We start from the raw sequence: 23,695 nt of genomic DNA on the forward strand, positions 1-23,695 counted from the left end.
GCATGACGATTCGACTGGTGGTTCCCGCAGTGCTGGCGCTCGGTCTGGTGCTGGCCGGGTGCGGACAGCGGCCCGACGCGGTCGGCCCCGGCGCCCCGGCCATCGGGACCGCGGACGGCGGGGCCGAGCTGCGTGGCAAGACGTTCGTGTCGACCGCGGTCACCGACCAGGGGCAGCCGCGGACGATGGCCGAGGGCACCAAGGTGGAGCTCAAGTTCACCGCCGACGGCCTGCTGAACGCCAACGCCGGGTGCAACATGCTGACCGGCCCCGTCCGACTGGACCGCGGCACGCTCACCATGACCGACCTCAGCATCACCGATCTGGGCTGCGACCCGGTCCGGCACCAGCAGGACGAGTGGCTGTCCGCGTTCCTCGACGCGAAGCCGAGCTGGAAAGTCGCGGGCGAGGAGTTGTCCCTGTCGACGCCGACGGGCGCGATCGTGCTCGCCCAGCAGCGGGCGCTGCCGCTGATCGGCACCCAGTGGCAGGTCGACACCCTGGTCGACGGCCAGACGGCGGGCTCGGTGCCCGCGGGCGCGACGTTCGTGTTCAGCGCGGACAAGGTGACCATCACCGGCCTGTGCAACCTGCGCGAGGTGCCGTACCAGGCCGCAGGCACCACGCTCACCTTCGAGTTGGGCCCGATGACCCTGATGGCGTGCGCGCCGGAGATCATGACCGTCGAGAGCGCGGCCGTCGCGGCGTTCTCCGGCGCGGCCACCTACCGGATCGAGACCAACACCCTCACCATCACCAACGGCGACAAGGGCCTGCGCCTGCTCGCCCGCCCCTGACCACAGCGCTCCCGGCAACGGTCCGGCCCGCCGACCCGATGCACCCAGTACCCACCGGTGTATCAGCGGCGGCGCCCGAGGCATCACGGGTATGACCACCCACGAGGAGCGCACCATGACCGACGACCATCCACCGCTGAGCTGCAAGCAAGACGACCTGGTGGTGCACGTGCCCCACCTGGACCTGGTGACCTCCGTGCTGGCCGGGCTCGGCTACGGGTTCGCCCGCGAACCGGAGGTCGACCAGCGGCTCGACCTCGCTCTGCTCACGCTGACCGAGCCCGCCGAGTCCGGGCCCAAGCGGGTCGAGGACATCGAGACCGTGTTGTCCGAGGTGCGGGAGAACGCCCGTGGCCGCTTCGGCGGATGGGTACCGCTGATCGGCAAGAACCGCCATCTGGAGCATGTGATCGGCTTCCCGCAACCGCAGTCGCACTCGGCGCGGGACCCGAAGCCGGTGCCGCGCGGCCCGAAGGTGAACCCGAACCGGGAGGCAGGCCGAGGTGTGCGGGTGGGCATCCTGGACACCCGGTTGTACCCGCATCCTGATCTGATCGGCCGGTTCATCGCCGATCGAGCCGACCTCCGGTTCCCGGCGCCCACGGAGATCCTGCACCAGCGCGCGGGCCACGCCACCTTCGTCGCGGGTCTGGTGCTGGCCGCCGCCCCGGCGGCGGAGCTGGTCGTGCGGGCGGTGCTCGACGACAGCGGTCGGGCCACGACCTGGGACACCGTGCGCAGGATGGCGAGCTTCGCCGACAGCGGGATCGACATCCTCAACCTCTCGCTCGGCTGCCGCACCGCCGACGGCAAACCGCCGCTGCTCATCGGCCGGGCCGTCGAAGTCCTGAACACCGGGATGCTGATCGTGGCCGCCGCGGGCAACCACGCGCTGGCGCCCAATGGCAACGCACCCACCTGGCCTGCCGCGTTGCCCGGGGTCATCGCGGTCGGGGCCACCGAAGCCGGGGGAACCAGCACCGCGGCCTTCAGCCCGAACCTGCCGTGGATCACCTGCACGGCGCCGGGGACGAACGTGGTCGGTCTTTACCTCACCGCGACGGTCGACGTCGAGCCGCGCCCCACCCAGTTCACCGGATACGCCGACTGGGAGGGAACCTCGTTCGCCACCGCCATTGTCAGCGGCGCCGTCGCGGCCGCTGTCGTGCCGGGCAAGGTCACCGCGCGCGAGGCACTGAAGCGGCTGCTGGCCGAACCCGGCAACGCGGTCGCCGAGTTCGAGCTGCGGCGTCCGGCGCTCAGCGGGTGACCGGGACCGACCACCGGCCCACACGCGGCCATTCGCGCGTCGTCTGGCATCACTGGGTCGGGTGCCTGCGTCTCGGGCGGTAGGTTCGCCCGGACGGTGATCAAGCGTGCGGGATGGGAGCCGGCGTGACGCAGGGCGAGCAGGCGGAGCATCAGGTCGTGATCACGACCACTGATGGCGAGGACGCCGCCGGTGTCCTGGCGAAGGGCATCGTTGGTGCTCGACTGGCCGCGTGTGTGCAGGTCGTTGGTCCGATTCGAAGCATCTATCACTGGGACGGCGAGGTTCAGGACGATCAGGAGTGGCAGTGCTGGATCAAGACCACCGGTGACCGCGTTGCTGAACTGACCGAGTGGATCAAGGCGAACCACAGCTATGACGTGCCGGAGGTTGTGGCATTGCCGGTGCTCGGCGGTAGCCCGGAGTACCTCGCGTGGGTCACCTGCGAGACCCGCCGGAACTGACTCCCGTGGTGTGCGAGCCCCTTCGCATGCGGCTGAGCTGCGCCAAGGGAACCGCTGAGCGGGTGACCGGGACCGACCACCGGCCCCGGTCACCCGCCGCGGCGGCTACGGCTGGAGGTCGGTGGCGGTCAGGAACGAGCCGTCCATGTAGAACGGCGTGGACGTGTGCTCGTGGGTGATCCACCAGGTGCCGTCGACCTTGCGCAGGCACACGGTCGCGCGGAACCACATCTCGAACCCCTCCGGGGCCTCGTGCGGGGTCGCGGCGAGCTTGTTCAGGCTGTGGCAGTAGGCGATGTCGCCGCCGACGGTCACCTCCAGGTCGCGGATCGTCAGGCCGATGGGGCCCGCGAACCCGTCCATCCAGCTCTGCCGGGCGGCGGCGTCGCGCACGTCCGGGCCAAGGTGGCGCAGCGGCGGCGCGAGGTCGTACTGCACGACGTCCGGCGCGTAGTGGGCGACGAGCCGCACGGCGTCGCGCGCCCACAGCGCCGTCGCCTGGTCGGCGATCACCTCGCGGATCTGGGCCTCGTCCTGGCTTGTGCGGACGCTGACGGTGCTGGTCATGGTGCCCTCCCGGGCTCCGGCGCCCCGGCTGGGCGCCACTCATCCGGGATGTAGAAGCAGCGGGACCGGTTTCGACATCCGGGTGAGAGTATTTTTCCGCAGCTTCGTGGAGGCACCGATGAAGTACTTGATCATGGTCTACAGCAACCCGGCGTCGCGGGCGCGCTGGGAGACGCTCACCGACGAGCAGCAACTGGAGTTCGGCCGCGGCCACCTCGGTCTCACCGAGAGCCTGGCCCAGTCCGGCGAACTGGTCGTGTCCGAAGGCCTGGCGGACCCGGCACTGGCCAAGCGCGTCTCGGTGCGCGAGGGCAGGACACTGACCAGCGACGGGCCGTTCGCCGAGGTGAAAGAGCTGCTCGCGGGCTTCTACCTGGTCGAGTGCGACAGCATCGACCGGGCGGTCGAGCTGGCCGCGCGGGTGCCCGACGCCGAGTTCGGCGAGGTCGAGGTGCGCCCGGTGCTGGACATGAGCGGGTGGGAGCTGTGACCCGCGGGTGAACACGACGACGGAGGTCGAGGACCTGCTGCGCGAGTTGGCGCCGCGGGTCCTCGGCGCCCTGGTCCGGCGCCACGGCGGGTTCGACGTCTGCGAGGACGCGGTGCAGGAGGCCCTGCTCGCCGCCGCGCTGCAATGGCCGACCGAAGGCGTGCCGGACAACCCGCGGGGCTGGCTGACCACCGTCGCGTCCCGGCGGCGGACCGAGTCGTGGCGGGCCGACTCGGCGCGGCGGCGCCGGGAGGAGACCGCCGCCGCGCAGGCGCCGCCGAACCCCGACCCCGCCCCTGCCGTCGACGACACGCTCACCCTGCTGCTGTTGTGCTGTCACCCGTCGCTCACCCAGGTCTCGCGGGTGGCGCTGACCCTGCGGGCGGTGGGCGGGCTGAGCACCGCGGAGATCGCCCGCGCGTTCCTGGTCCCGGAGGCCACCGTGGGCCAGCGGATCAGCCGGGCCAAGCAGCGGATCAAGGCCGACGGCGCCGAGTTCCGGCTGCCGCCGCCCGCCGAGGTCGCCGAGCGGACGGCGGCGGTGCTGCACGTGCTGTACCTGATCTTCAACGAGGGCTACACCGCCAGCTCCGGGGCCGCCCTGCACCGCGTCGAGCTGACCGGCGAGGCGATCCGGCTCACCCGGCAGGTCCGCGACCGGCTGCCCGACGACGGCGAGGTCGCCGGGCTGCTCGCCCTCATGCTCCTCACCGACGCCCGCAGGCCCGCCCGGACCAGGCCGGACGGCGCGCTGGTCCCGCTGGCCGAGCAGGACCGCACCCGGTGGGACGCTCAGACCATCGCCGAGGGGGTCACGCTGATCACCGCGACGCTGGCGAGCGCGCCGATCGGCCCCTATCAGCTCCAGGCCGCCATCGCCGCCGTGCACGACGAGGCGGCGAGTTCGGCGGACACCGACTGGCCGCAGATCCTCGGCCTCTACCACCTGCTCGACGCCATCGCGCCCGGGCCGATGGTCACCCTCAACCACGTTGTCGCGGTGGCCATGGTGCACGGCCCGCGGGTCGGCCTGCGGCGGCTCGCGGCCGCGGCGGCCGACCCGGCGCTCGCGGGCCACCACCGGGTGCACGCCGTCCGCGCCCACCTGCTCGACCTCGCGGGCGACCGGGACGCCGCGCGCACCCAGTACGAACTGGCAGCCCGCAGCACGCTCAGCGTCCCGGAGCAGCGCTACCTCAACTCCCGCGCCGCCCAGCTCACCTGAACCGACTCAGCCCTCGAAGTCGTCCGGGTTCGGGCCGTAGCGCGTGCCGGTGTCCAGGCCCGCGAGCACCGCGAGGTCGTCGTCGGCCAACTCGAAGTCGAACACCTCGATGTTGGCCTTGATCCGCGCGGGCGTCACCGACTTCGGGATCACCACGTTGCCGAGTTGGACGTGCCAGCGCAGCAACACCTGCGCGGTCGACTTGCCGTACTTCTCCGCGATGCGGCTGACCGTCGGGTCGGCGACCAGGTTGCCCTGGGCCAGCGGGCTCCACGCCTCGGTCGCGATGGCGTGCGCGGCGTGGTACGCGCGCAGCTCGGCCTGCGGCAGGTTCGGGTGCAGCTCGATCTGGTTGACCGCCGGAACCGTGTCGGTCTCGGCGAGCAGGCGCTCCAGGTGCGGCACGTGGAAGTTGGACACGCCGATGGACCGGGCGCGACCCTCGGCGCGGATCTTCTCGAACGCGCGCCAGGTGTCGACGTAGGCGTCGCGGCCGGGCGAGGCCCAGTGGATCAGGTACAGGTCGACGTAGTCGAGCTTGAGCTTCGCCAGGCTCTCGTCGAACGCGCGCAGGGTCGAGTCGTAGCCCTGGTCGGAATTCCACAGCTTGGTGGTGACGTACAGCTCCGCGCGCGGCAGGCCGGACGCGGCGATCGCGGCGCCGGTCCCGGACTCGTTGCCGTAGATCGCGGCGGTGTCGATGCCGCGGTAGCCGGCCTCGATCGCGGTGGTCACCGCGTCGCCGACAGCGGCGTCGGGTACCTGCCACACGCCGAAACCGAACTGCGGGATGGTGGTGCCGTCGTTGAGCTTGACGTCAGGAACGTTGGGCATGAACCGACTTCCTCTGCGTGACCGGCTTGATTCGTCCACCAGCGAACAACTGCCTGCCGCCCGGTATTTCTTCCCGAACCGCCGCGCGGCCCCACCGATTCACTCGATAGGGCCGCGCGGTGCAGGTGCTCACCCGCTGTAGGCGTCCAGCGGCGGACAGGAGCAGACCAGGTTGCGGTCGCCCTTGGCGCCGTCGATGCGGCGGACCGGCGGCCACACCTTCGCGGCGGTGATCCCGGCCGGGTACACGGCCTCCTCGCGGGTGTACGGGTGGTCCCACTTGCCCGCGATCGACGCGGCCGTGTGCGGTGCGTTGGCCAGCGGGTTGTCGGCCGCGGGCCAGTCCCCCGCCGCGACCCGGTCGATCTCGCCCTTGATGGCGATCATGGCCGCGCAGAAGCGGTCCAGCTCGGCCAGGTCCTCGCTCTCGGTCGGCTCGACCATCAGCGTGCCCGCAACGGGGAACGACATCGTCGGCGCGTGCAGCCCGTAGTCGGCGAGCCGCTTGGCCACGTCGTCCACGGTGACGCCGGTGACCTTGGTGATCCCGCGCAGGTCGAGGATGCACTCGTGGGCGACGAAGCCGCCCGCCCCGGTGTAGAGGACCGGGAAGTGCTCGTCGAGCCGCCGGGCGACGTAGTTGGCAGACGCGACCGCGGTGAGCGTCGCGCGGCGCAGGCCGTCGGCGCCCATCATCCGTACATACGCCCAGGAGATCGGCAGGATCGACGCGCTGCCCCACGGCGCGGCGCTGATCGGGCCGACCCCGGTGGCCGGTCCGGCCAGCGGCTGCAGCGGGTGGTTGGGCAGGAACGGCGCGAGGTGCGACCGCACGCCGATCGGGCCGACGCCGGGGCCGCCGCCGCCGTGCGGGATGCAGAAGGTCTTGTGCAGGTTCAGGTGCGAGACGTCCGAGCCGAACTTGCCGTAGCGGGCCAGGCCGATGAGCGCGTTGAGGTTCGCGCCGTCGACGTAGACCTGGCCGCCCGCGTCGTGCACCAGCCCGCACACCTCGCGCACGGTGTCCTCGTACACCCCGTGCGTGGACGGGTAGGTGATCATGATCGCGGCCAGGTCGGCGCGGTGTTCCTCGACGGTCGCGCGCAGGTGGGCCAGGTCGATGTTGCCCGAGTCGTCGCACTTGACGACCGCGACGCGCATGCCCGCCATGACCGCGCTGGCCGCGTTGGTGCCGTGCGCGCTCGACGGGATCAGGCAGACGTCGCGCTCGCCGTGGCCCTGGCTCCGGTGGTACGCGCGGATCGCGAGCAGGCCCGCGAACTCGCCCTGGCTGCCCGCGTTCGGCTGCAGGCTCACCGCGTCGTACCCGGTCAGCTCGGCCAGCCATGCCTCCAGGTCGGCCACGATCCGCAGGATGCCCGCGGCGTCCTCGGCGGGCGCGAACGGGTGCAGGTCGGCGAACGCGGGCCAGGTGATCGGCTCCATCTCGGCGGTCGCATTGAGCTTCATCGTGCACGAGCCGAGCGGGATCATGCTGCGGTCGAGCGCGACGTCCTTGTCCGACAGGGTCCGCAGGTAGCGCAGCAGCGCCGTTTCGGAGTGGTGCGTGGCGAACACCGGGTGCGTCAGATAGTCCGACGTGCGGACCAGCGCGGCGGGGATGGCGTCGGCGGTGTCGGCGTCGAGCGCGTCGACATCGCCGGTCACGCCGAACGCCTGCCAGACAGCGCGCAGGTGCTCGCGGGTCGTGGTCTCGTCGGCGGCGACGCCCACGTGGTCGGCGTCGGCCAGGCGCAGGTTGACGCCCAGCTCGCGCGCCGCGGCGACGACGTCGGCCGCCTTGCCGGGCACCCGGGCGAGCACGGTGTCGAAGAAGGCGCCGTGCGCCACGTCGACCCCGCCCGCGCGCAGCCCGGCGGCCAGCACCGCGGCCATCCGGTGCGCGCGGGTCGCGATCGCGCGCAGGCCCTCGGGGCCGTGGTAGACCGCGTACATCGACGCCACGACAGCCAGCAGCACCTGCGCGGTGCAGATGTTGGACGTGGCCTTCTCGCGGCGGATGTGCTGCTCACGGGTCTGCAGGGCGAGCCGGTAGGCCAGGGCGCCGTCCGCGTCGGTGCTGACGCCGACCAGGCGGCCGGGGAGCTGGCGCTCCAGGCCCTTGCTCACGGCCATGTAGCCCGCGTGCGGCCCGCCGAAGCCCATCGGCACCCCGAAGCGCTGCGTGGTGCCCACGACGACGTCCGCGCCGATCTCGCCGGGTGGGCGCAGCAGGGTGAGCGCCAGCAGGTCGGCGGTGACCGCGACCTTGGCGCCGCGCGCGACCGCGTCGGCGATCAGCGCCTCGTGGTCGCGCACCGCGCCGGACGCGCCGGGGTAGGACAGCAGCACACCGAAGAAGTCGCCCTCGGGCAGCCCGTCGGCCAGGTCGGCGACGACGACCTCGATGCCGAGCGGCTCGGCGCGGGTCTCGATGACCGCGATCGTCTGCGGGAAGGTGTCCGCGTCGACCACGAACCGGGCCGACTTCGACCGACCCGCCCGGCGCACCAGCGTCATCGCCTCGGCCGCCGCGGTGGACTCGTCGAGCATGGAGGCGTTGGCCGTGGGCAGCCCGGCCAGGTCGGCGACCATGGTCTGGAAGTTGATCAGCGCTTCCAGCCTGCCCTGGGAGATCTCCGGCTGGTACGGGGTGTAGGCGGTGTACCAGGCGGGGCTCTCCAGCACGTTGCGGCGGATCACCGGCGGGGTGAGCGTGCCGTAGTAGCCCAGGCCAATCATCTGGGTCAGCACGCGGTTGCGCCCGGCCAGCTCGCGCAGCTCGGCCAGCGCGCCCGCCTCGGTCGCGGGCGCGGGCAGGTCGAGGGTCAGCTCGCCCTCGCGAATCGACTCCGGCACCGCGTGCCGCGCCAGCTCGTCGAGCGACCCGACGCCGATCGCGGCGAGGATCGCGGCCAGCTCGGCGGGCCGGGGCCCGATGTGGCGGTCGGCGAACGGGGTGCCGTGCTCCAGCGCGGCGAGGGGGATGCGGTCCATGTGCGAGCCTCCGGCGTTCGGGGTCGGGCCGAGAGCGGGCGCGTGCCCGCTGGGCCCTCCCCCTCTGTCCGTGCCCGGTTGGCCGGGCGCCTGAGAGCTTCGTCCGCGGGCGGACTTGCACCTTCGGCGGGGCGCCCCGGTGGTGACCGGGAAACCCGCTTTCCAGAGGCGTCTCGCCCGCGCGGTCCGTTTGCCTGAGAGGTTCCGGGGAGGAGTTGCTCCTTCGGCGCCGATCCGGTGGGTGCACCGGTCGACTCTCCCGCGCGGGTTTGTGCGACGACCAGGTGAGTCTAACCCGTCGGGGCGTAACTCGATTGCCCGCGGCCGGGTGTTCGCGGTCCACTGCGGACATGGACACCGCCGCGCTCGACGCCTTCGACCAGCAGCTTCGCCGCGACCTGAGCCCCGGCGACGGCCACACCGCCGTCGAGCGCACCGCCCGGCTCACCCGCCAGGTCAGCACGATCCCGCAGGGCTGGTCCGGGATTGTGTGGTCCGACCTGGACGAGGACACCGCCGACGCGGCCATCGCGGCGGAGGTGGCGCGGTTCCGGGGCGTCGCGGGGTTCGAGTGGAAGCACTACCACCACGACCGCCCGGCCGACCTGCCCGCGCGGCTGCTGGCCGCGGGCCTGACCGCCGGACCGGACGAGGCCGTGCTGGTCGCCGAGGCCGCCGCGGTGCCCGACTTCGCCCCGCCCGCCGGGGTGACGCTGCTCGACGTGACCGACGCGGCCGGGATCGAGCGGGCCGTGGACGTGCACGGGGACGTCTTCGGCTACGACGTCGGCGGGCTCCGGGCCCGGCTGCTGGCCCAGCTCGCGGCCGCGCCGGACACCCTCGACATGGTGCTGGCCGTCGCGGGGGACGTCGCGGTCAGCGCCGCCCGCACGGAGTACTACCCCGGCACCGAGTTCGCGGGCCTCTGGGGCGGCGGCACCCTGGAACCCTGGCGCGGCAAGGGAATCTACAAAGCCCTGGTCAGCCACCGGGCCCGCCGGGCACAGGCCCGCGGCGCCCGCTACCTCCAGGTCGACGCGCTGCCGACGAGCGGCCCGATCCTGGCGCGGGTCGGGTTCACCCGGCTCACCACGACCACGCCGTACACCTTCGGCTAGCCGGCGTTGCGGGTCTTGCGTCGCTGGGTCAGTTCGTCCTCGGTCGGCTGGGTCAGCTCGACGCCGTCCGCGCGTTCCGCGGGGAACTCGTGGATGGTGCCGCTGATCTCGCGGATCGCGCCGCTGACCGCGATGCCGAACACGCCTTGGCCGCCCTGGAGCAGGTCGACGACCTCTTCCGGCGAGGTGCACTCGTAGACCGTGGTGCCGTCGCTGAACAGGGTGATCTTGGCCAGGTCGCGCACGCCGCGGCGGCGGAGGTGCTCGACGGCCACCCGGATGTTCTGCAGCGAGACGCCCGTGTCGAGCAGGCGCTTGACGACCTTGAGGACCAGGACGTCCTTGAACGAGTACAGCCGCTGCGACCCGGAGCCGTGTGCGCTGCGCACCGTCGGGACGACCAGACTGGTGCGCGCCCAGTAGTCGAGCTGCCGGTAGGTGATCCCGGCGATCTGGCACGCGGCAGGACCCCGGTAGCCGACGAACTCGTCCGGCAGTGAGGCGTCCGGGAACAGTTCGCCCTGCTCTCCGGCGTCAGCCCCGACGGGACCGTGCTCGAACACGCCTGCCTCCCCTCGTCCGGCCACCGCTGGCCGGCGAACGAGACCGCACGTTCCGCTGTGGGGAACCGTCGGCCGAGCGGATCGACCGGTGTGCTCCTGCACCGAATCACACCGGCGCGATTCGCTCATCCCTGACGGTAAGACGGGCACGGGTACAGGTCAACGCGACGCGCGGAACAAGAGCGAAGCCAAGCAAACCACACTGGTTCGAGACCCGCCGCAACGCAGGCAACCACGCAGTTCGTCCACCCACCCGGACGGCGCGAAGCCCCAACCACACCGAATCGCGCCGCGCCACACCGTGGTTTACCCACCTCGACGGCGCGCAGCGCCGAGCCACGCTGGATCGCGAGAGAACGCACCGTGGGTGACCACGCAATTTGGTTACACACCTCGATGGCGCGCAGCGCCGAGCCACGCTGGATCGCGAGAGTCCGCACCGTGGGGGTCTGGGGCTCGGGCCCCCAGAGACAACGCGGAGCGCACCCGGCTCATGCTCTCCATGAGCATGGGTCCCCCATGCGCGGCGCGGCGCGGCTCTCAGGTGTCGGCGCCGCGGAAGTCCTCTGGCGAGACGGAGTCGAGGAACTCGCGGAACTTCTCGACCTCGTCCTCCTGCTCGTCGGGGATGATGAGCCCGGCCTCCTGCAGCACCGAGTCCTCCGCGTGGATCGGCACGCCGACCCGCAGGGCCAGGGCCACCGAGTCGCTGGGCCGGGCGGACACCCGGACGTCGCCGTCGAACACCAGTTCGGCGAAGAAGGTGCCCTCGCGCAGGTCGGTGATTCGGACCTGTTCCAGTTCGCGGCCGAGCGCGCCGATGACGTCTTTGAGCAGGTCGTGGGTCAGCGGCCGCGCGGGCCGCACGCCCTGCTGCTCCAGCGCTATCGCGGTCGCCTCGACCGATCCGATCCAGATCGGGAGGTACCGCTCTCCTTCGGTCTCACGCAGCAACAAGATCGGCTGGTTCGCGGGCAACTCCACCCGCACTCCCACGACGCGCATCTCGCTCATCGGGCTCGCCTCCCTCCGCTCGCTGGGGCATCGGCGTCCCGTCCTGTCGAGGATCGCTCATCGCCTACTTCGACGCTACCCGCCATCCGGTCCCCACGCCGGAGTATCTCATGGTGATCAGATCACAATGGGCTACCACGTGGGGTGGAAAATCAGTTTCCGGTCACTCGCCGCAGACCGGCCTTCACCAGCAGCGAGTGCAGTCCGACCGAAAGCGCCGCCAGTTCGCGCGCGATCTCGTCGGCGCGCGCCCGCGCCGCCGGGTCGCGCTGCCGGTACATCGGCGCCACGATCTGTTCCAGCAGGCCGACCTCGCGGTCCGCCGACGCCCGGAACGCCCGCAGGTGTCGGGGTTCGATGCCGTACTCGGCCATCGCCGCCGCGGTGCGGGCCACCTCGACCGCGGCCGAGTCGTAGAACCCGGCCGGGCCCGGCCGCAGCAGGCCGTACTGCTCCAGGTCCGCCAGCAGCGCCTCGTCGGTGCCCGCGCGCGCGAGCAGTTCCTCGCGGGTGAGCCGCAACTCGGGGCGTGGGGCGAACTCCTGCGCCGCGGGCGGCTCGGTGGGCACGGCGACCAGCCCTCGCGGCGGGCGGGGCACGGCCACGACGACCTCGGGGGTGCCGCCGCGGTCGGCCTGGTCGAGCTGCTCCCGGATCACCTTGAGCGGCAGATAGTGGTCGCGCTGCGCCGCGAGCACGAACCGCAGCCGCGCGATGTCCGCCTCGGTGAACCGCCGGTATCCCGACGGTGTGCGCTCGGGGCTGACCAAGCCCTCGGTCTCCAGGAACCGGATCTTGGAGATGGTCACGTCCGGGAAGTCGGGGCGAAGTCGCGCGAGTACCGCCCCGATGCTCATCCCGTCACGCGCGGACCGACCGGCCGCCGTCACGGTGATACCTCCTAGGCGCCCGCGCCCGCGGGGGTGAGGAACACCAGGCGGAACTTGCCGATCTGAACCTCGTCTCCGCCGGAGAGCACCGCCTGGTCGACCGGCTCGCGGTTGACGTAGGTGCCGTTGAGGCTGCCGACGTCGATCACCACGAACTCGCCGCCCTCACGGCGGAACTCCGCGTGCCTGCGGGACACGGTGACGTCGTCGAGGAAGATGTCGCTGTCCGGGTGCCGTCCCGCGCTGGTGGTGTCGCGGTCGAGCAGGAACCGGGACCCCGCGTTGGGTCCGCGCTTGACCACCAGCAGGGCGGTTCCGGCCGGAAGGGCGTCGACGCCCGCCGGGACCGCGGAGGGGGCTTCCACCACACCCTCCGGGTCCGCTTCCTTGAGGAAATCTGCCCGGAATACCGAAGTCCGCTCCGGAGACTGCTCCGGCGGGACGCCGGGCCCGTCGTTCGTGCTCACCTGAGCTCTCCTCCTGCTGGTCAATTCCGCTGAACAGGGCTAAACGTACCGTGCGCGATCAGCAGGGGGGATGGTGGCACCCCTCCCGGTCGCGCGCGGCCGAACGAAGATCGTCTCACGCCTCGGTGATCGCCTGGTAGGCGTCGGCGTCGAGCAGCGCGTCGAGCACGTCCGGGTCGTCGACGGTGATCTCGAAGAGCCAGCCCTCGCCGTAGGGATCGGAATTGAGCAGCTCAGGCTGGTCGACCACCGGATCGTTGACGGCGACCACTTCGCCCGCCACCGGGGCGTAGATCTCGGACACGCTCTTGGTCGACTCGACTTCGCCGACCGGCGCACCCGCGTCCACCCGGTCGCCGACCTCGGGAAGCTGGACGAAGACGACGTCGCCGAGTTGCGATTGCGCGTACTCGGTGATGCCGACGCGGATGATGACCTCGCTCTTGGTCGCCACCCACTCGTGTTCGTCGGTGTAGCGGAGTTCTTCGGGAATCACCTTGTGTCGCCCTCTCACGACTGGGACAGGTCGGCAGATCCTAGTGTCCCGAGTTGGAGGTTCGGTGCCGGATCCGGTGATCCGCGTGGTGGCTGGCAAGGCGGCGGGAAGTTCGTAGTACCGGGTTGTACTTGGGCTTTCCGGCAACGCGGCCAGGCGCCGCGCGGGCGCCGGAGGCGGTGCCTAACCTCTGACTCGGGACACTAGAGTGCGCAGCGCCGCCCGCGTCTGCACGACATAGAGCAGGCCGGACCAGAGGAAGAGCAGGCCGCCCCAGATGGCCAGGCCGTAGGCGATCGGGCGGGCCGCGGTCGCGGCCGTGGACGCGCCCTGGCCGAGCAGCAGCAGGGGGAACGAGTACATCAGGTTGAACGTCGCGGCCTTGCCGATGTAGGTCACCTCGGGTGGGGCGAACCCGCCCCGGCGCAGGACCGCGATGCAGACCGCGACGAGCAGGTCGCGCCCGACCAGCACCGCGGCCACCCACCACGGCACGATGTCGCGCAGCACGAACGCCAGGATCGTGGCCAGGGTGTAGAGCCGGTCGGCGGCGGGGTCGAGCAGCGCGCCGAGCCTGCTGGTCTGGTTGAGCCAGCGCGCGATCTTGCCGTCGAGCCAGTCGGTGAAGCCACTGAACATCAGCACGGCGATGGCCCAGCCGTCGGCCTGCGGGCCGAGCAACAGGTAGAGGAAGACCGGGACGCCCGCGAGCCGGAGCATGCTCAGCACGTTCGGGATCGTCCACACGCGGTCGGACAGCTCACCCGCACTGCTCTGCGCATCCTCGGCCATGGCCGAAGCGTATTCGGCGGCACCGCCCGGGCCGACATGAGCCCGCGGGTGCGAGTCCGCGCAGGTCAGGCAGCCGATCGGTCGTCGCGGCCGGGTGACCACCCCTGGCGCTCAAGCGCCTCCGCGGTGAGCGCGCAGGGCCTGCCGAACCCGTCGAGGCCGATCCAGCGGGCGCCGCCGCGGCCCGGCTCCAGCACGAACGCGTGGCCGCGGCTCCACACCACGCTGCACGGCGCGGTGGGCAGCCCGCGCGGGGCCGGATCGGCGTCCTCACTCATGCCATCCCCTCGCAGGCTCGGTGATGCCGCTCGCAAGCTCGCTCATTGCCGGTGCCTCCGACAGCAGTGTCCGGCGCCGGTCCGCGGGCGCGGAAGCCCGTCCACATCATGGACGGGCGCCGCGCGGTCAGCCGCGCAGCTCCGGGAAGTCCTCGTCGAGGTACTCGCCGGGGACCCGGGCGGTGGCGTCGGCGTGGACCTCGTTCTCCCGGCCGCGCAGCTCGACCCGGCGGATCTTGCCGGAGATCGTCTTGGGCAGCTCGGCGAACTCCAGGCGGCGGATTCGCTTGTAGGGCGCCAGGTGCTCGCGGGCGAAGCCGAGGATCGAGCGGGCGGTGTCCGCGTTCGGCTCGTGGCCCGCGGCCAGCACGACGTACGCCTTGGGCACGGCGAGCCGGATCGGGTCGGGTGAGGGGACGACCGCGGCCTCGGCGACGGCCTCGTGCTCGATGAGCACGCTCTCCAGCTCGAACGGCGAGATCCGGTAGTCCGACGCCTTGAACACGTCGTCGGCGCGGCCGACGTAGGTGATGTAGTCGTCCGCGTCGCGGGAGCCGACGTCGCCGGTGTGGTAGTAGCCGCCGCGCATGGCCTCGGCGGTGCGCTCCGGGTCGTCGGAATAGCCGACCATGAGCCCGACCGGCCGGGCGCTCAGGTCGATGCAGATCTCGCCCTCGTCGCGCACCTCCCCGCTGGCCGGGTCGACCAGGGCGATGGTGAACCCGGGCAGGGCCCGGCCCATCGAGCCCGGCTTGACCGGCTGGCCCGGGGTGTTGGCGACCTGGACGCTGGTCTCGGTCTGCCCGAACCCGTCGCGGATCGTCACCCCCCAGGCGCGCGAAACCCGCTCGATGACCTCGGGGTTGAGCGGCTCCCCCGCGCCGACGACCTTCGCGGGCGGCGTGCGCAACTGGGTGAGGTCCGCCTGGATCAGCATGCGCCACACCGTGGGCGGCGCGCAGAAGCTGGTGACGCCGCACCGGTCCATTTGGGACATCAGGGCGGTCGCGTCGAACCGGGCGTAGTTGTGGATGAAGACCGTCGCCTCGGCGTTCCACGGCGCGAAGACGTTGCTCCACGCGTGTTTCGCCCAGCCGGGCGAGGAGATGTTGAGGTGCACATCGCCGGGTCGCAGGCCGATCCAGTACATAGTGGACAGATGGCCGACCGGGTAGGACACGTGGGTGTGCCGCACGAGCTTGGGCCGCGCGGTCGTCCCGGAGGTGAAGTAGAGCAGCAGCGTGTCGGTGGCCCCGGTCGGCCCGTCCGGGGTGAACTCGTCGGCCGCGGCGGCGCTGTCGGCGTAGCCCGCCCACCCGTCGACCGGGTCGCCCACGGCGATCCTGGTGTAACGGCCGGGCACGTCGTCGAACTTGGCGGCGTCGGCCGAGCGGGCGATGACGTGCTTGGCGAGACCGCGGTCCACCCGGTCGCGCAGGTCGGCGGCGGCGAGCAGGGTGGTCGCCGGGATGATCACCGCGCCGAGCTTCATCGCGGCGAGGATGGTCTCCCACAGCTCACCCTGGTTGCCGAGCATGAGGATCACCCGGTCGCCGCGGGCGACACCCTCCGCGCGCAGCCAGTTCGCCACCTGGTTCGACCGGCGCGACAGCTCCGCGAAGGTCCACTTCCGCTCGGCCCCGTCCTCCTCGACGATCCACAGCGCTGGCCTGCTCGCGGTCGGCTCCTCGGCGGCGACCACGTCGAACCAGTCGAGGGCCCAGTTGAAGCTCGACAGCTCGGGCCACCGGAACTCCGCGCGGGCGCGGTCGTAGTCCTCGCCGTGGTCGATCAGGAAATCACGGGCGGCCCGGAAAGCCGCGGTGGCCTCGCTCACGGTGTGCTGCTCCTCGACGAATAGGAAACCGTGGCTGGCAGCCTGCCGGACCGTCCGGGCGAACGCCACCCGCACATGGGGAGGGTCTACTCGCCGCGGAACTCCGGCGGCCTGCGCTCCAGGAACGCCTGCACGGCCTCGCCGAGGTCCTTGCTGGGCAGGAAAGCGGCGTTCCACGCGGAGACGTAGCGCAGGCTGTCCGCGACCCGGCGCTCGCGGTCGTGGCCGAGCACGTCCTTGGTGCCCTGCACGGCCAGCGGCGGGTTCGCCGCTATCTCGGCCGCCAGCGCGCGGGCGGCGTCGAGCAGCGCGGCCTGGTCGGGGTGGACGTCGTTGACGAGGCCGATGCGCAGGGCGCGGCCGGCATCGATGTCCTTGCCGGTGAACGCCAACTCGCGCAGATGGCCCTCGCCGATGATCCCGGCCAGCCGCTGCAGGCTGCCGATGTCGGCCACGATCGCCAGCTTCACCTCGCGCACGCTGAACTTCGCGTCCGCGCTCGCCACCCGGATGTCGGCCGCCGCGACGACGTCCACGCCGCCACCGATGCACCAGCCGCTCACCGCCGCGATCACCGGCTGCCTGCACGCCGCGACGGCGGTGACCGCGTCCTGCATGGCGCGGATCTTGTCGAGGAACCGGGTGCGCGGCGCGGCCAGCGCGCCGTCGCCGAGCAGTTCGCCCCACGCGGGCATCATCGCGGGCAGGTCGAGGCCGTAGGAGAAGTGCGCGCCGCTGCCGGTGAGCACGATCGCGCGGACCTGAGGGTCGGCGTCGAGCGCGCGGAACACCAGCGGCAGCTCGCGCCAGAAGTCCGGGCCCATGGCGTTTCCCTTGCCCGGTCCGAGCAGGGTCACCTCCGCCACGTGGTCGGCCACGTCGACCTTCAGCGACACCAGGTTCTCCGTCATGGCGCCGATATTACCCACCGGTACGCCCGCGCAGCGCTACTCCTGGTGTTCCTCGGGTTCGCCCGATCGTGTCCGCGCCGGTAGGGCAGGCTCCACGGGGGCTCGGGGTAGGTTCCGAAGCCGAGCCCCGGGAGTGATGGGAGGCCGCATGGCAGGCCAGAGCACGATGTCGACGCCGATCTTCGACGAACTGCTGCGCGAGATGACCACGGGCACCGCCGAGCCGCGGCCCCAGCCCGACGCCCAGCCGCCCGTGCCCGCACCCGCACCAGCGGCGGCCGGGCGGCGCAGGCACCGCTCGGAGTGAACCGGCGGCGGGATTGACACCTGCCGCGGGCGTTTCGGACACTCTGGCCATGAACCCGGGGGATGCGCACCGCATCTTGCACCACAGGCACGTCACCAAGCCGCCGCGACCGCGCGGCGTCCCGGTGGCCGAACCGAACGGCCGATGACCGCGCGGACGATGTTCGAGCCGCTGCGGCACGCCATGTTCCGCAGGCTCGTCACCGGCCGGATCACCACCTACGTCGGCAACGCCGTCGCCCCGGTCGCGCTCGCCTTCGCGGTGCTCGACCTCACCGGCTCGGTCGTCGCGCTGGGGATCGTGGTGGGCGCGCGGTCGGTCGCCAACGTGGCGCTGCTGCTCATGGGCGGCGTACTCGCCGACCGGCTGCCGCGCGGGGTGGTCCTGCAGGGCGCCAGCCTCGCCGCGGCCGCGTCGCAGGCGGCCACCGGGGCGACCGTGCTGCTGGGATTCGCCACCGTCCCGCTGCTGATCGTGTTGAGCGTGGTCAACGGCGCGGTGTCGGCGGTATCGCTGCCCGCCGCGTCGGCCCTGACGCCCCAGACCGTCCCCCCGGACCTGCTGCGTCCCGCCAACGCGCTCGCCAGGATGGGCATCAACACCGCGATGATCACCGGGGCATCGGTCGGCGGCATGGTCGCCGCGCTGGCCGGGCCCGGCTGGGCGATCTCCGCGACCGCCGCGGTGTTCCTGGTGGCGTCGATCTGCTACGCCAGGGTCCGGGCGCCCGAGGTCGCCGCGAGCGCGCCGACCCGGCCGCTGGCCGACATCCGCGCGGGCTGGCGCGAGTTCACCGCGCGCACCTGGGTGTGGTCGGTGGTCGTGGCGCTCATGGTGGTCAACGCGGCCGTGACCGGCGGCATGCAGGTACTCGGCCCGTCGGTCGCGGACGCCACGATCGGCCGGATCGTCTGGGGTTTCGTCCTCGGCGCGCAGACCGCGGGGGCACTGGTGGGCGGCATCATCGCCAGCCGCAGGCAGCCGCGGCGGGCACTGCTGTTCGGCACCGCGCTGGTGGGGGTCGCGGCGGCACCACTGGTGGTGCTGGCGCACTGGCCCGCCATGATCCCGCTGCTCGCGGCGATGTTCCTGACCGGGGTGGCGGTGGAGCAGTTCGGCGTCGCTTGGGACGTGTCTTTGCAGGAGAACGTGCCGCCGGATCGGTTGGCCCGGGTCTACTCGTTCGACGCGGTGGGCTCGTTTGTCGCCATTCCGCTGGGGCAGATCGCGATTGGTCCGTTGGCGCAGCAGTTTGGGGTCTCGGCGACGTTGACGGGGGCGGCGGTGTTGGTGGTCCTGGCGATCGGGGGTGCGGTGTGTAGTCCTGGCGTTCGCGGCCTGGTGCCGCGGGAGGCGCTTGCTTGAGGTTGGGCGCTCGATCGGGGCTCGTGGGCGGCGGCTCATCGGCTCGTGGGGATTGGTAGGCTCTGCGGGGGTGCGCATCGATCGGTGGCGGGTGAGGGTGGCGCGCATAGATCGGTGGGGGCGGAGCGGATTTTATGGTGTCGCGTCTCGGAACAGTGCCCTGCCCTGCCGTGCCCTGAGCATGGTCGTGTCAGTGGCTGCCGGTGTCGGCGGGCTGCCAACTTTGCCCGCCGGGCAACAAAAATGGGGTCAGCTAATGCCGGCGGCGTCCATTCCGCGCAGTTCGCGCTTGAGGTCGTGGATCTCGTCGCGGAGGCGGGCGGCTAGTTCGAACTGGAGGTCCCGGGCCGCGTTCATCATTTGGTCGGTCAATTGTTGGACCAGGTCTGCCAGCTCAGCGCGGGGCATGGACTTGACGTCCTTGTCGCCGACTATGCCTGCGCTGCGGGCCTTGCCGGGTTCGCCTGCGGCGCGCTTGCCACGGGAGGAGTTGCGGCCGGAACCGCCGACCGGGACGGTGCCGTCGTCGGTTTCCTCGGCCTCGGTGAACACGCGGTCGAGGATGTCGGCGATCTTCTTGCGCAGCGGCTGCGGGTCGAGGCCGCGCTCGGTGTTGTAGGCGACCTGCTTGGCGCGCCTGCGATTCGTCTCGTCGATGGCGTGCCGCATCGAGTCGGTGATTCGGTCGGCGTACATGTGGACTTGGCCCGACACGTTGCGGGCCGCGCGGCCGATGGTCTGGATCAGTGAGGTGCCGCTGCGCAGGAAGCCCTCCTTGTCCGCGTCGAGGATCGCGACCAGCGACACCTCGGGCAGGTCGAGGCCCTCGCGCAGCAGGTTGATGCCGATCAGCACGTCGTACTCGCCCAGGCGGAGTTGGCGCAGCAACTCGACCCGGCGCAGCGTGTCGACCTCGGAGTGCAGGTAGCGCACCCGGATGCCCAGCTCCAGCAGGTAATCCGTGAGGTCTTCGGACATCTTCTTGGTGAGCGTGGTGACCAGGACCCGCTCGTCGCGCTCGGCGCGGACGCGGATCTCGTGCACCAGGTCGTCGATCTGGCCCTCGGTGGGCTTGACGACCACCTCGGGGTCGATCAGGCCGGTAGGCCGGATGACCTGCTCGACGAACTCGCCGCCGGCCTGGCCCATCTCGTACGGGCCCGGCGTGGCCGACAGGTACACCGTCTGGCCGATCCGTTCGGCGAACTCCTCCCAGGTCAGCGGGCGGTTGTCGACCGCGCTGGGCAGCCGGAAGCCGTGCTCGACCAGGTTGCGCTTGCGGGACATGTCGCCCTCGTACATGCCGCCGATCTGCGGCACCGTGACATGCGACTCGTCGATGACCAGGAGGAAGTCGTCCGGGAAGTAGTCGATCAGGGTGGCGGGCGCGGTGCCCGCGCCGCGGCCGTCGATGTGCCGGGAGTAGTTCTCGATGCCGGAGCAGAAGCCGACCTGGCGCATCATCTCGACGTCGTAGCTGGTGCGCATGCGCAGCCGCTGCGCCTCCAGCAGCTTGCCCTGCTGCTCCAGGCTCGCCAGCCGCTCCTCCAGCTCGGTCTCGATGGCGCCGATCGCGCGCTCCATCCGCTCGGGACCGGCGACGTAGTGCGTGGCCGGGAAGATCCGCAGCTCGTCGCACTCGCGGACGATTTCGCCGGTGAGCGGATGCAGGTAGTAGAGCTTGTCGATCTCGTCGCCGAAGAACTCGACGCGGATGGCCAGTTCCTCGTACGCCGGGATGATCTCCACCGTGTCCCCGCGCACCCGGAAGGTGCCGCGGGCGAAGGCGATGTCGTTGCGGGAGTACTGCACGTCGACCAGCGCGCGCAGCAGCATGTCCCGCTCGACCGTGCCGCCGACCTGGAGCCCCACCGAACGGTCCAAATAGGACTGCGGGGTGCCCAGGCCGTAGATGCACGACACCGACGCGACCACGATCACGTCGCGCCGCGAGAGCAGGCTCATCGTCGCCGAGTGGCGCAGCCGCTCGACGTCGTCGTTGATCGACGAGTCCTTCTCGATGTAGGTGTCGGTCTGCGGGATGTACGCCTCGGGCTGGTAGTAGTCGTAGTAGCTGACGAAGTACTCCACCGCGTTGTCGGGGAAGAACTCGCGCAGCTCGTTGGCCAACTGGGCGGCCAGGGTCTTGTTCGGCGCCATCACCAGCGTCGGCCGCTGGACGCGCTCGATCAACCAGGCGGTCGTGGCCGACTTGCCGGTGCCGGTGGCGCCGAGCAGCACGACGTCCTCCTCGCCGCCGCGGATGCGCCTCTCCAGCTCATCGATGGCGGCAGGCTGGTCGCCCGCGGGCTGGTAGTCCGCGACCATGCGGAACTTCCCGTTGATGCGCGGGACGTCGCTGACGGGTCGGTGCACGGAGTGCGCGAGTACTGGGTGTTCGGTCGGAAATGCCACACCGGAGAGGCTACGCGCGCCCACCGACAATCTCCGGCGGGCGAAGCGGCGGCCTCAGCAGTCGCACCCACAGCAGTCACACCCGTCACAGCAGTCACAGCCGGAGCAGCCGCAGTCGCAGCAGTCGCAGCGGTGGCACCAGCCCGGTTTGGGCTCGCCGCTCCACGGGTCGTGGTACGGGTCGGCGCAGCAGTACTGACAGGTGCAGCACAGGGCCAGCGCCACGCCGCAGCCCGCCATCGAGCCGCGCCGCCTGCCCCAGGGCCGCCGGTTGGGCTCGTCGTGTGGCGGCTGCCACCCGGGTGGCGGCTGCGCTCCCGGCGGCGGCTGCCACCCGGGCGGGGGCCGCCATCCCGGGGGCGGCTGGTGCCGGTGGGCGTCGAGGTGGCCGAAGGTGCGCGTGACGGCGGTGCCCAGCTCGTGCGCCAGCAGCGCGTGCACGAGTTTCCCGTCGGCGAACTCGGTCTCCCGCAGCGCGAGCCGCACGCCGAGCACGGCGTCGTCGCACAGCCTGCGCGCCTCGGCGAGCGTCGTACCGGTGGCGGCGAGCGGGTTCCACGCGCCCGCGGCCGCGTCGTCGGCCAGATCCTCGACCGCGTCGAGCAGGTGTGCGACCCGGCCGAACAGCCGCCCGGCCTCGGTCAGCGGCGCGACGTTGCCCGGCCTGCCCGCGAGCACCGCGGTGTGCGCGAACGCGGCGGCGGTGGCGGTCTCGGTCGGTTCGGTGGCCGCCAGCACGGACGCCCCTGTGCCCAACGTCGACTCCAGCTCGCCCTGCCTACCCACGGCGTCGAGCAGCACGGCCGTGGCGAAGCCGATCCGCTCCCCCGTCGCCGCGCCCTGACGCGCCCAGCGGGTGGCCACCCGGCGCGCGACGCCCGCGACCGGTCGGCGCCGGAACGGGCCGTCGCCGTCCTCGACGTGGTCGCGGACCTTCGCCGAGGCCAGCACCAGCGACACGGCGGCGGCCAGCGCGGCGCCCGCGCCCTCGGCGACCGGGGCGGCGCGCATGCCGCGCAGCGGGCACGGCCCGGCCACCCGGCGTCCGCCTACGGTCGGCGACTGCGCCTCGACCAGCGCGGACACCACCAGGCCGTCGTAGTTGGTGACCGTGCGGGCGAGTTGGCCGTGGTCGTCGCGCAGCGCGAGGCAGAGCCCGCACAGGTGCGCCATCCACGACGTGCGCAGGGTTGGTGACAACCGGTGGCCGCAGGGCCGAATGATGCCGAACACGCTGGCCGACCTCCGCGGGTCCCATTACCAACAGGCGTCGGGAGCTTAGCCGGATTCACCCGAACGGACCTCGGATTCCCGCCGAAAACGCTGGGCTCGTGTCGGGGTGGGTAGGCACGATGTCGGCATGGCCGCGAACTTCCCGGTACCCGTCCCGATCGCCCGGCGCGACGACGTCCACCACGAGGTGCATCCGCCGAAGGTGGAGCTGTTCGACGTCGCCGCGCTGACCAACACCGACCCGAAGGGCTTCGTCCGCCGGGTCGACGAGTACCGCGAGACCGAGCACGGGCTGTACATGGCCCGCCCGGTCGAGGGCCACCGGCGGATCGCGTACTTCGAGTCGATGCTGCTGCCGGAACTGGGCCTGCGGGTGTCCAAGTGGCGCGGGCGGCCCGGGGTCGACCTCGGCCACGACTTCTACCTCGACGTCGTGGACATCACCGACGGACCGGTGTGGCGCACGCTCGACCTCTACCTCGACGTGCTGGTCCGGGCCGGCCGCGGTCTACGGGTCGAGGACAGCGACGAACTGCTGGCCGCGTTCCGCGCGCGGCTGGTCGACCTGGCCGCCGCCCAGCGCGCGATGGAGCGGACCAACCGGACCGTCGACGGCATCGCTCAGGCGGGCTACGACGTCGACGCGTGGCTGGCGGGCCACGGAATCACCGTCGAGTGGCGAACCTGGCCCACCCGTTAGTGGCGAATTGCCCGATTCGCGCACCGCGTGTCAGCGTCTCGGTATGAAGTTCACTCGAAAGAGACCCGAATGCGCAAACTCGTGACATAACAAATCGGCCCAGGTGATCACAGAACGCAGGCTCACGACTACGCTCGGCCGCGTGGGCACGGCCATCACGCCGCAACTGGTCGACATCGTCGACACGGTCACCGCGGTACGCAGCTACTCCTCCGGGATGTCCCGGAGCCTTCGGATCTGCCAGGTGGAGCGCTGGGGTCTGCGCATGGAGTGCCCCACGCCGGAGGATCCGTTCTCCGACGCCGAGGTCACCTGGCTGCTGCCCGACCTGAACCTGCGGCTGTCCCACGCCAAACCGCGCTCACGGCACGCCAAGGGCGGCCCCAGCGTGCTCACCGCGGTCCGCGTGCTGCGCGACGGGCGGCACTGGCGCACCACCGACCTGCTGCTCGGCCTGGCCGCGCCGGGCGGCACGTCGGCGCGGATCGTGCGCTCCGAGGAGTTCGCCGCCGCGGTCGCGGGCCAGGTCCTGCGCGTCGGCGACGCCGACCTCGCGCTGTGCACCGTGCACAAGACCCTGGAAGAGCTGAGCCGGTTCCGGCACGACCTGTCGTCCTGGCTGGCCTACAAGCACATCTTCGAGGTCTGGCCGCCGTTCTGAGTGC

General features: G+C 71.7%; 24 protein-coding genes and 1 riboswitch. Of the genes, 10 read left to right on the top strand and 14 right to left on the bottom strand.

What is annotated here, in order from left to right; genetic code table 11:
* Positions 1 to 17 precede the first annotated feature (17 nt).
* From ACT4N7_RS04190 to cutA, 3 genes are all read left to right on the top strand, one after another.
* Entirely contained in the window at positions 18 to 797 is a 780-nt protein-coding gene (locus tag ACT4N7_RS04190) for an META domain-containing protein (RefSeq protein WP_444827228.1), read from the top strand.
* A 115-nt stretch (positions 798 to 912) separates the two neighbouring features.
* Positions 913 to 2,067 carry a S8 family peptidase gene (locus ACT4N7_RS04195; RefSeq protein WP_444827229.1) on the top strand — a complete coding sequence of 385 codons (1,155 nt, stop codon included), beginning with the start codon at positions 913 to 915 and terminating at the stop codon, positions 2,065 to 2,067.
* 125 nt (positions 2,068 to 2,192) lie between these two features.
* The gene (gene cutA / locus ACT4N7_RS04200; protein WP_444827230.1) at positions 2,193 to 2,531 is read left to right on the top strand and encodes a divalent-cation tolerance protein CutA; all 339 of its coding nucleotides are present in this window, start codon (positions 2,193 to 2,195) and stop codon (positions 2,529 to 2,531) included.
* A gap of 105 nt (positions 2,532 to 2,636) precedes the next feature.
* On the opposite strand, the gene ACT4N7_RS04205 is transcribed toward cutA, so the two are convergent.
* Positions 2,637 to 3,098: a YybH family protein gene (locus ACT4N7_RS04205; protein ID WP_444827231.1), complete on the bottom strand. Its 462-nt coding sequence runs from the start codon at positions 3,096 to 3,098 to the stop codon at positions 2,637 to 2,639.
* 118 nt (positions 3,099 to 3,216) lie between these two features.
* On the opposite strand from ACT4N7_RS04205, the gene ACT4N7_RS04210 reads away from it, so the two are divergent.
* Positions 3,217 to 3,588 carry a YciI family protein gene (locus tag ACT4N7_RS04210; RefSeq protein ID WP_444827232.1) on the top strand — a complete coding sequence of 124 codons (372 nt, stop codon included), beginning with the start codon at positions 3,217 to 3,219 and terminating at the stop codon, positions 3,586 to 3,588.
* A gap of 7 nt (positions 3,589 to 3,595) precedes the next feature.
* Positions 3,596 to 4,813 carry an RNA polymerase sigma factor gene (locus tag ACT4N7_RS04215; protein ID WP_444827233.1) on the top strand — a complete coding sequence of 406 codons (1,218 nt, stop codon included), beginning with the start codon at positions 3,596 to 3,598 and terminating at the stop codon, positions 4,811 to 4,813.
* A gap of 6 nt (positions 4,814 to 4,819) precedes the next feature.
* Here ACT4N7_RS04215 and ACT4N7_RS04220 read toward each other — a convergent pair whose 3' ends face one another.
* Positions 4,820 to 5,647 carry an aldo/keto reductase gene (locus ACT4N7_RS04220; RefSeq protein ID WP_444827234.1) on the bottom strand — a complete coding sequence of 276 codons (828 nt, stop codon included), beginning with the start codon at positions 5,645 to 5,647 and terminating at the stop codon, positions 4,820 to 4,822.
* A 129-nt stretch (positions 5,648 to 5,776) separates the two neighbouring features.
* Positions 5,777 to 8,644, bottom strand: coding sequence for an aminomethyl-transferring glycine dehydrogenase (gene gcvP, locus ACT4N7_RS04225; RefSeq protein WP_444827235.1), 2,868 nt, complete (start codon positions 8,642 to 8,644; stop codon positions 5,777 to 5,779).
* Positions 8,645 to 8,816: 172 nt separating this feature from the next.
* Positions 8,817 to 8,916, bottom strand: a riboswitch (glycine riboswitch).
* 78 nt (positions 8,917 to 8,994) lie between these two features.
* On the opposite strand from gcvP, the gene ACT4N7_RS04230 reads away from it, so the two are divergent.
* Positions 8,995 to 9,762, top strand: coding sequence for a GNAT family N-acetyltransferase (locus ACT4N7_RS04230; RefSeq protein ID WP_444827236.1), 768 nt, complete (start codon positions 8,995 to 8,997; stop codon positions 9,760 to 9,762).
* Here ACT4N7_RS04230 and ACT4N7_RS04235 read toward each other — a convergent pair.
* The 9 genes from ACT4N7_RS04235 to ACT4N7_RS04275 form a co-directional block, all read right to left on the bottom strand.
* Positions 9,759 to 10,325 carry a MerR family transcriptional regulator gene (locus tag ACT4N7_RS04235; protein ID WP_444827237.1) on the bottom strand — a complete coding sequence of 189 codons (567 nt, stop codon included), beginning with the start codon at positions 10,323 to 10,325 and terminating at the stop codon, positions 9,759 to 9,761. The two genes, ACT4N7_RS04230 and ACT4N7_RS04235, sit on opposite strands and share 4 nt — an antisense overlap.
* Before the next feature lie 540 nt (positions 10,326 to 10,865).
* Positions 10,866 to 11,339 carry a bifunctional nuclease family protein gene (locus ACT4N7_RS04240; RefSeq protein WP_054046144.1) on the bottom strand — a complete coding sequence of 158 codons (474 nt, stop codon included), beginning with the start codon at positions 11,337 to 11,339 and terminating at the stop codon, positions 10,866 to 10,868.
* Positions 11,340 to 11,491: 152 nt separating this feature from the next.
* Positions 11,492 to 12,229 (bottom strand): transcriptional regulator FtsR, encoded by a 738-nt coding sequence (gene ftsR, locus ACT4N7_RS04245; RefSeq protein ID WP_444827238.1) that lies wholly within the window; start codon positions 12,227 to 12,229, stop codon positions 11,492 to 11,494.
* Positions 12,230 to 12,240: 11 nt separating this feature from the next.
* Positions 12,241 to 12,696 (bottom strand): glycogen accumulation regulator GarA, encoded by a 456-nt coding sequence (gene garA, locus ACT4N7_RS04250; protein ID WP_444827239.1) that lies wholly within the window; start codon positions 12,694 to 12,696, stop codon positions 12,241 to 12,243.
* A 115-nt stretch (positions 12,697 to 12,811) separates the two neighbouring features.
* The gene (gene gcvH, locus ACT4N7_RS04255) at positions 12,812 to 13,192 is read right to left on the bottom strand and encodes a glycine cleavage system protein GcvH (RefSeq protein ID WP_444827240.1); all 381 of its coding nucleotides are present in this window, start codon (positions 13,190 to 13,192) and stop codon (positions 12,812 to 12,814) included.
* 183 nt (positions 13,193 to 13,375) lie between these two features.
* The gene (locus ACT4N7_RS04260; protein WP_444827241.1) at positions 13,376 to 13,984 is read right to left on the bottom strand and encodes a CDP-alcohol phosphatidyltransferase family protein; all 609 of its coding nucleotides are present in this window, start codon (positions 13,982 to 13,984) and stop codon (positions 13,376 to 13,378) included.
* Between the two features lie 65 nt (positions 13,985 to 14,049).
* Positions 14,050 to 14,262, bottom strand: a complete 213-nt coding sequence (locus ACT4N7_RS04265) for a hypothetical protein (protein ID WP_444827242.1) — start codon at positions 14,260 to 14,262, stop codon at positions 14,050 to 14,052.
* 127 nt (positions 14,263 to 14,389) lie between these two features.
* Positions 14,390 to 16,099 (bottom strand): AMP-binding protein, encoded by a 1,710-nt coding sequence (locus ACT4N7_RS04270; RefSeq protein ID WP_444827243.1) that lies wholly within the window; start codon positions 16,097 to 16,099, stop codon positions 14,390 to 14,392.
* A gap of 86 nt (positions 16,100 to 16,185) precedes the next feature.
* Positions 16,186 to 17,010 (bottom strand): crotonase/enoyl-CoA hydratase family protein, encoded by an 825-nt coding sequence (locus tag ACT4N7_RS04275; RefSeq protein WP_444827244.1) that lies wholly within the window; start codon positions 17,008 to 17,010, stop codon positions 16,186 to 16,188.
* Between the two features lie 148 nt (positions 17,011 to 17,158).
* On the opposite strand from ACT4N7_RS04275, the gene ACT4N7_RS04280 reads away from it, so the two are divergent.
* Complete coding sequence (locus tag ACT4N7_RS04280) at positions 17,159 to 17,317, top strand: hypothetical protein (protein ID WP_444827245.1); 159 nt, start codon at positions 17,159 to 17,161, stop codon at positions 17,315 to 17,317.
* 144 nt (positions 17,318 to 17,461) lie between these two features.
* Positions 17,462 to 18,682 carry an MFS transporter gene (locus ACT4N7_RS04285; protein ID WP_444827246.1) on the top strand — a complete coding sequence of 407 codons (1,221 nt, stop codon included), beginning with the start codon at positions 17,462 to 17,464 and terminating at the stop codon, positions 18,680 to 18,682.
* A 249-nt stretch (positions 18,683 to 18,931) separates the two neighbouring features.
* Here ACT4N7_RS04285 and uvrB read toward each other — a convergent pair whose 3' ends face one another.
* Both uvrB and ACT4N7_RS04295 read right to left on the bottom strand, forming a co-directional pair.
* Entirely contained in the window at positions 18,932 to 21,097 is a 2,166-nt protein-coding gene (gene uvrB, locus ACT4N7_RS04290; protein WP_444827247.1) for an excinuclease ABC subunit UvrB, read from the bottom strand.
* Between the two features lie 54 nt (positions 21,098 to 21,151).
* On the bottom strand, positions 21,152 to 22,330 hold the full coding sequence (locus ACT4N7_RS04295) for a DUF5685 family protein (RefSeq protein WP_444827248.1): 1,179 nt from the start codon (positions 22,328 to 22,330) through the stop codon (positions 21,152 to 21,154).
* A gap of 127 nt (positions 22,331 to 22,457) precedes the next feature.
* Here ACT4N7_RS04295 and ACT4N7_RS04300 point away from each other — a divergent pair, with 127 nt between their 5' ends.
* Together ACT4N7_RS04300 and ACT4N7_RS04305 are read left to right on the top strand one after the other, a co-directional pair.
* On the top strand, positions 22,458 to 23,030 hold the full coding sequence (locus ACT4N7_RS04300; RefSeq protein ID WP_444827249.1) for a DUF402 domain-containing protein: 573 nt from the start codon (positions 22,458 to 22,460) through the stop codon (positions 23,028 to 23,030).
* A 142-nt stretch (positions 23,031 to 23,172) separates the two neighbouring features.
* Positions 23,173 to 23,691, top strand: a complete 519-nt coding sequence (locus tag ACT4N7_RS04305) for a DUF402 domain-containing protein (protein ID WP_444827250.1) — start codon at positions 23,173 to 23,175, stop codon at positions 23,689 to 23,691.
* The last annotated feature ends 4 nt before the right edge of the window (positions 23,692 to 23,695 follow it).

This window comes from Actinokineospora sp. (genome assembly GCF_052390155.1).
Lineage (GTDB): Bacteria > Actinomycetota > Actinomycetes > Mycobacteriales > Pseudonocardiaceae > Actinokineospora.

What these genes read in the sequence shown, in the direction of transcription:
- ACT4N7_RS04195 (WP_444827229.1), top strand. Translation starts at nt 913, where the DNA reads ATGACCGACGACCATCCACCGCTGAGCTGCAAGCAAGACGACCTGGTG.
- ACT4N7_RS04280 (WP_444827245.1), top strand. Translation starts at nt 17,159, where the DNA reads ATGGCAGGCCAGAGCACGATGTCGACGCCGATCTTCGACGAACTGCTG.
- ACT4N7_RS04240 (WP_054046144.1), bottom strand. Translation starts at nt 11,339, where the DNA reads ATGAGCGAGATGCGCGTCGTGGGAGTGCGGGTGGAGTTGCCCGCGAAC.
- ACT4N7_RS04265 (WP_444827242.1), bottom strand. Translation starts at nt 14,262, where the DNA reads ATGAGTGAGGACGCCGATCCGGCCCCGCGCGGGCTGCCCACCGCGCCG.
- ACT4N7_RS04205 (WP_444827231.1), bottom strand. Translation starts at nt 3,098, where the DNA reads ATGACCAGCACCGTCAGCGTCCGCACAAGCCAGGACGAGGCCCAGATC.
- ACT4N7_RS04260 (WP_444827241.1), bottom strand. Translation starts at nt 13,984, where the DNA reads ATGGCCGAGGATGCGCAGAGCAGTGCGGGTGAGCTGTCCGACCGCGTG.
- ACT4N7_RS04220 (WP_444827234.1), bottom strand. Translation starts at nt 5,647, where the DNA reads ATGCCCAACGTTCCTGACGTCAAGCTCAACGACGGCACCACCATCCCG.
- ACT4N7_RS04230 (WP_444827236.1), top strand. Translation starts at nt 8,995, where the DNA reads ATGGACACCGCCGCGCTCGACGCCTTCGACCAGCAGCTTCGCCGCGAC.
- ACT4N7_RS04285 (WP_444827246.1), top strand. Translation starts at nt 17,462, where the DNA reads ATGACCGCGCGGACGATGTTCGAGCCGCTGCGGCACGCCATGTTCCGC.
- ACT4N7_RS04300 (WP_444827249.1), top strand. Translation starts at nt 22,458, where the DNA reads ATGGCCGCGAACTTCCCGGTACCCGTCCCGATCGCCCGGCGCGACGAC.
- ACT4N7_RS04275 (WP_444827244.1), bottom strand. Translation starts at nt 17,010, where the DNA reads ATGACGGAGAACCTGGTGTCGCTGAAGGTCGACGTGGCCGACCACGTG.
- gcvP (WP_444827235.1), bottom strand. Translation starts at nt 8,644, where the DNA reads ATGGACCGCATCCCCCTCGCCGCGCTGGAGCACGGCACCCCGTTCGCC.
- ACT4N7_RS04210 (WP_444827232.1), top strand. Translation starts at nt 3,217, where the DNA reads ATGAAGTACTTGATCATGGTCTACAGCAACCCGGCGTCGCGGGCGCGC.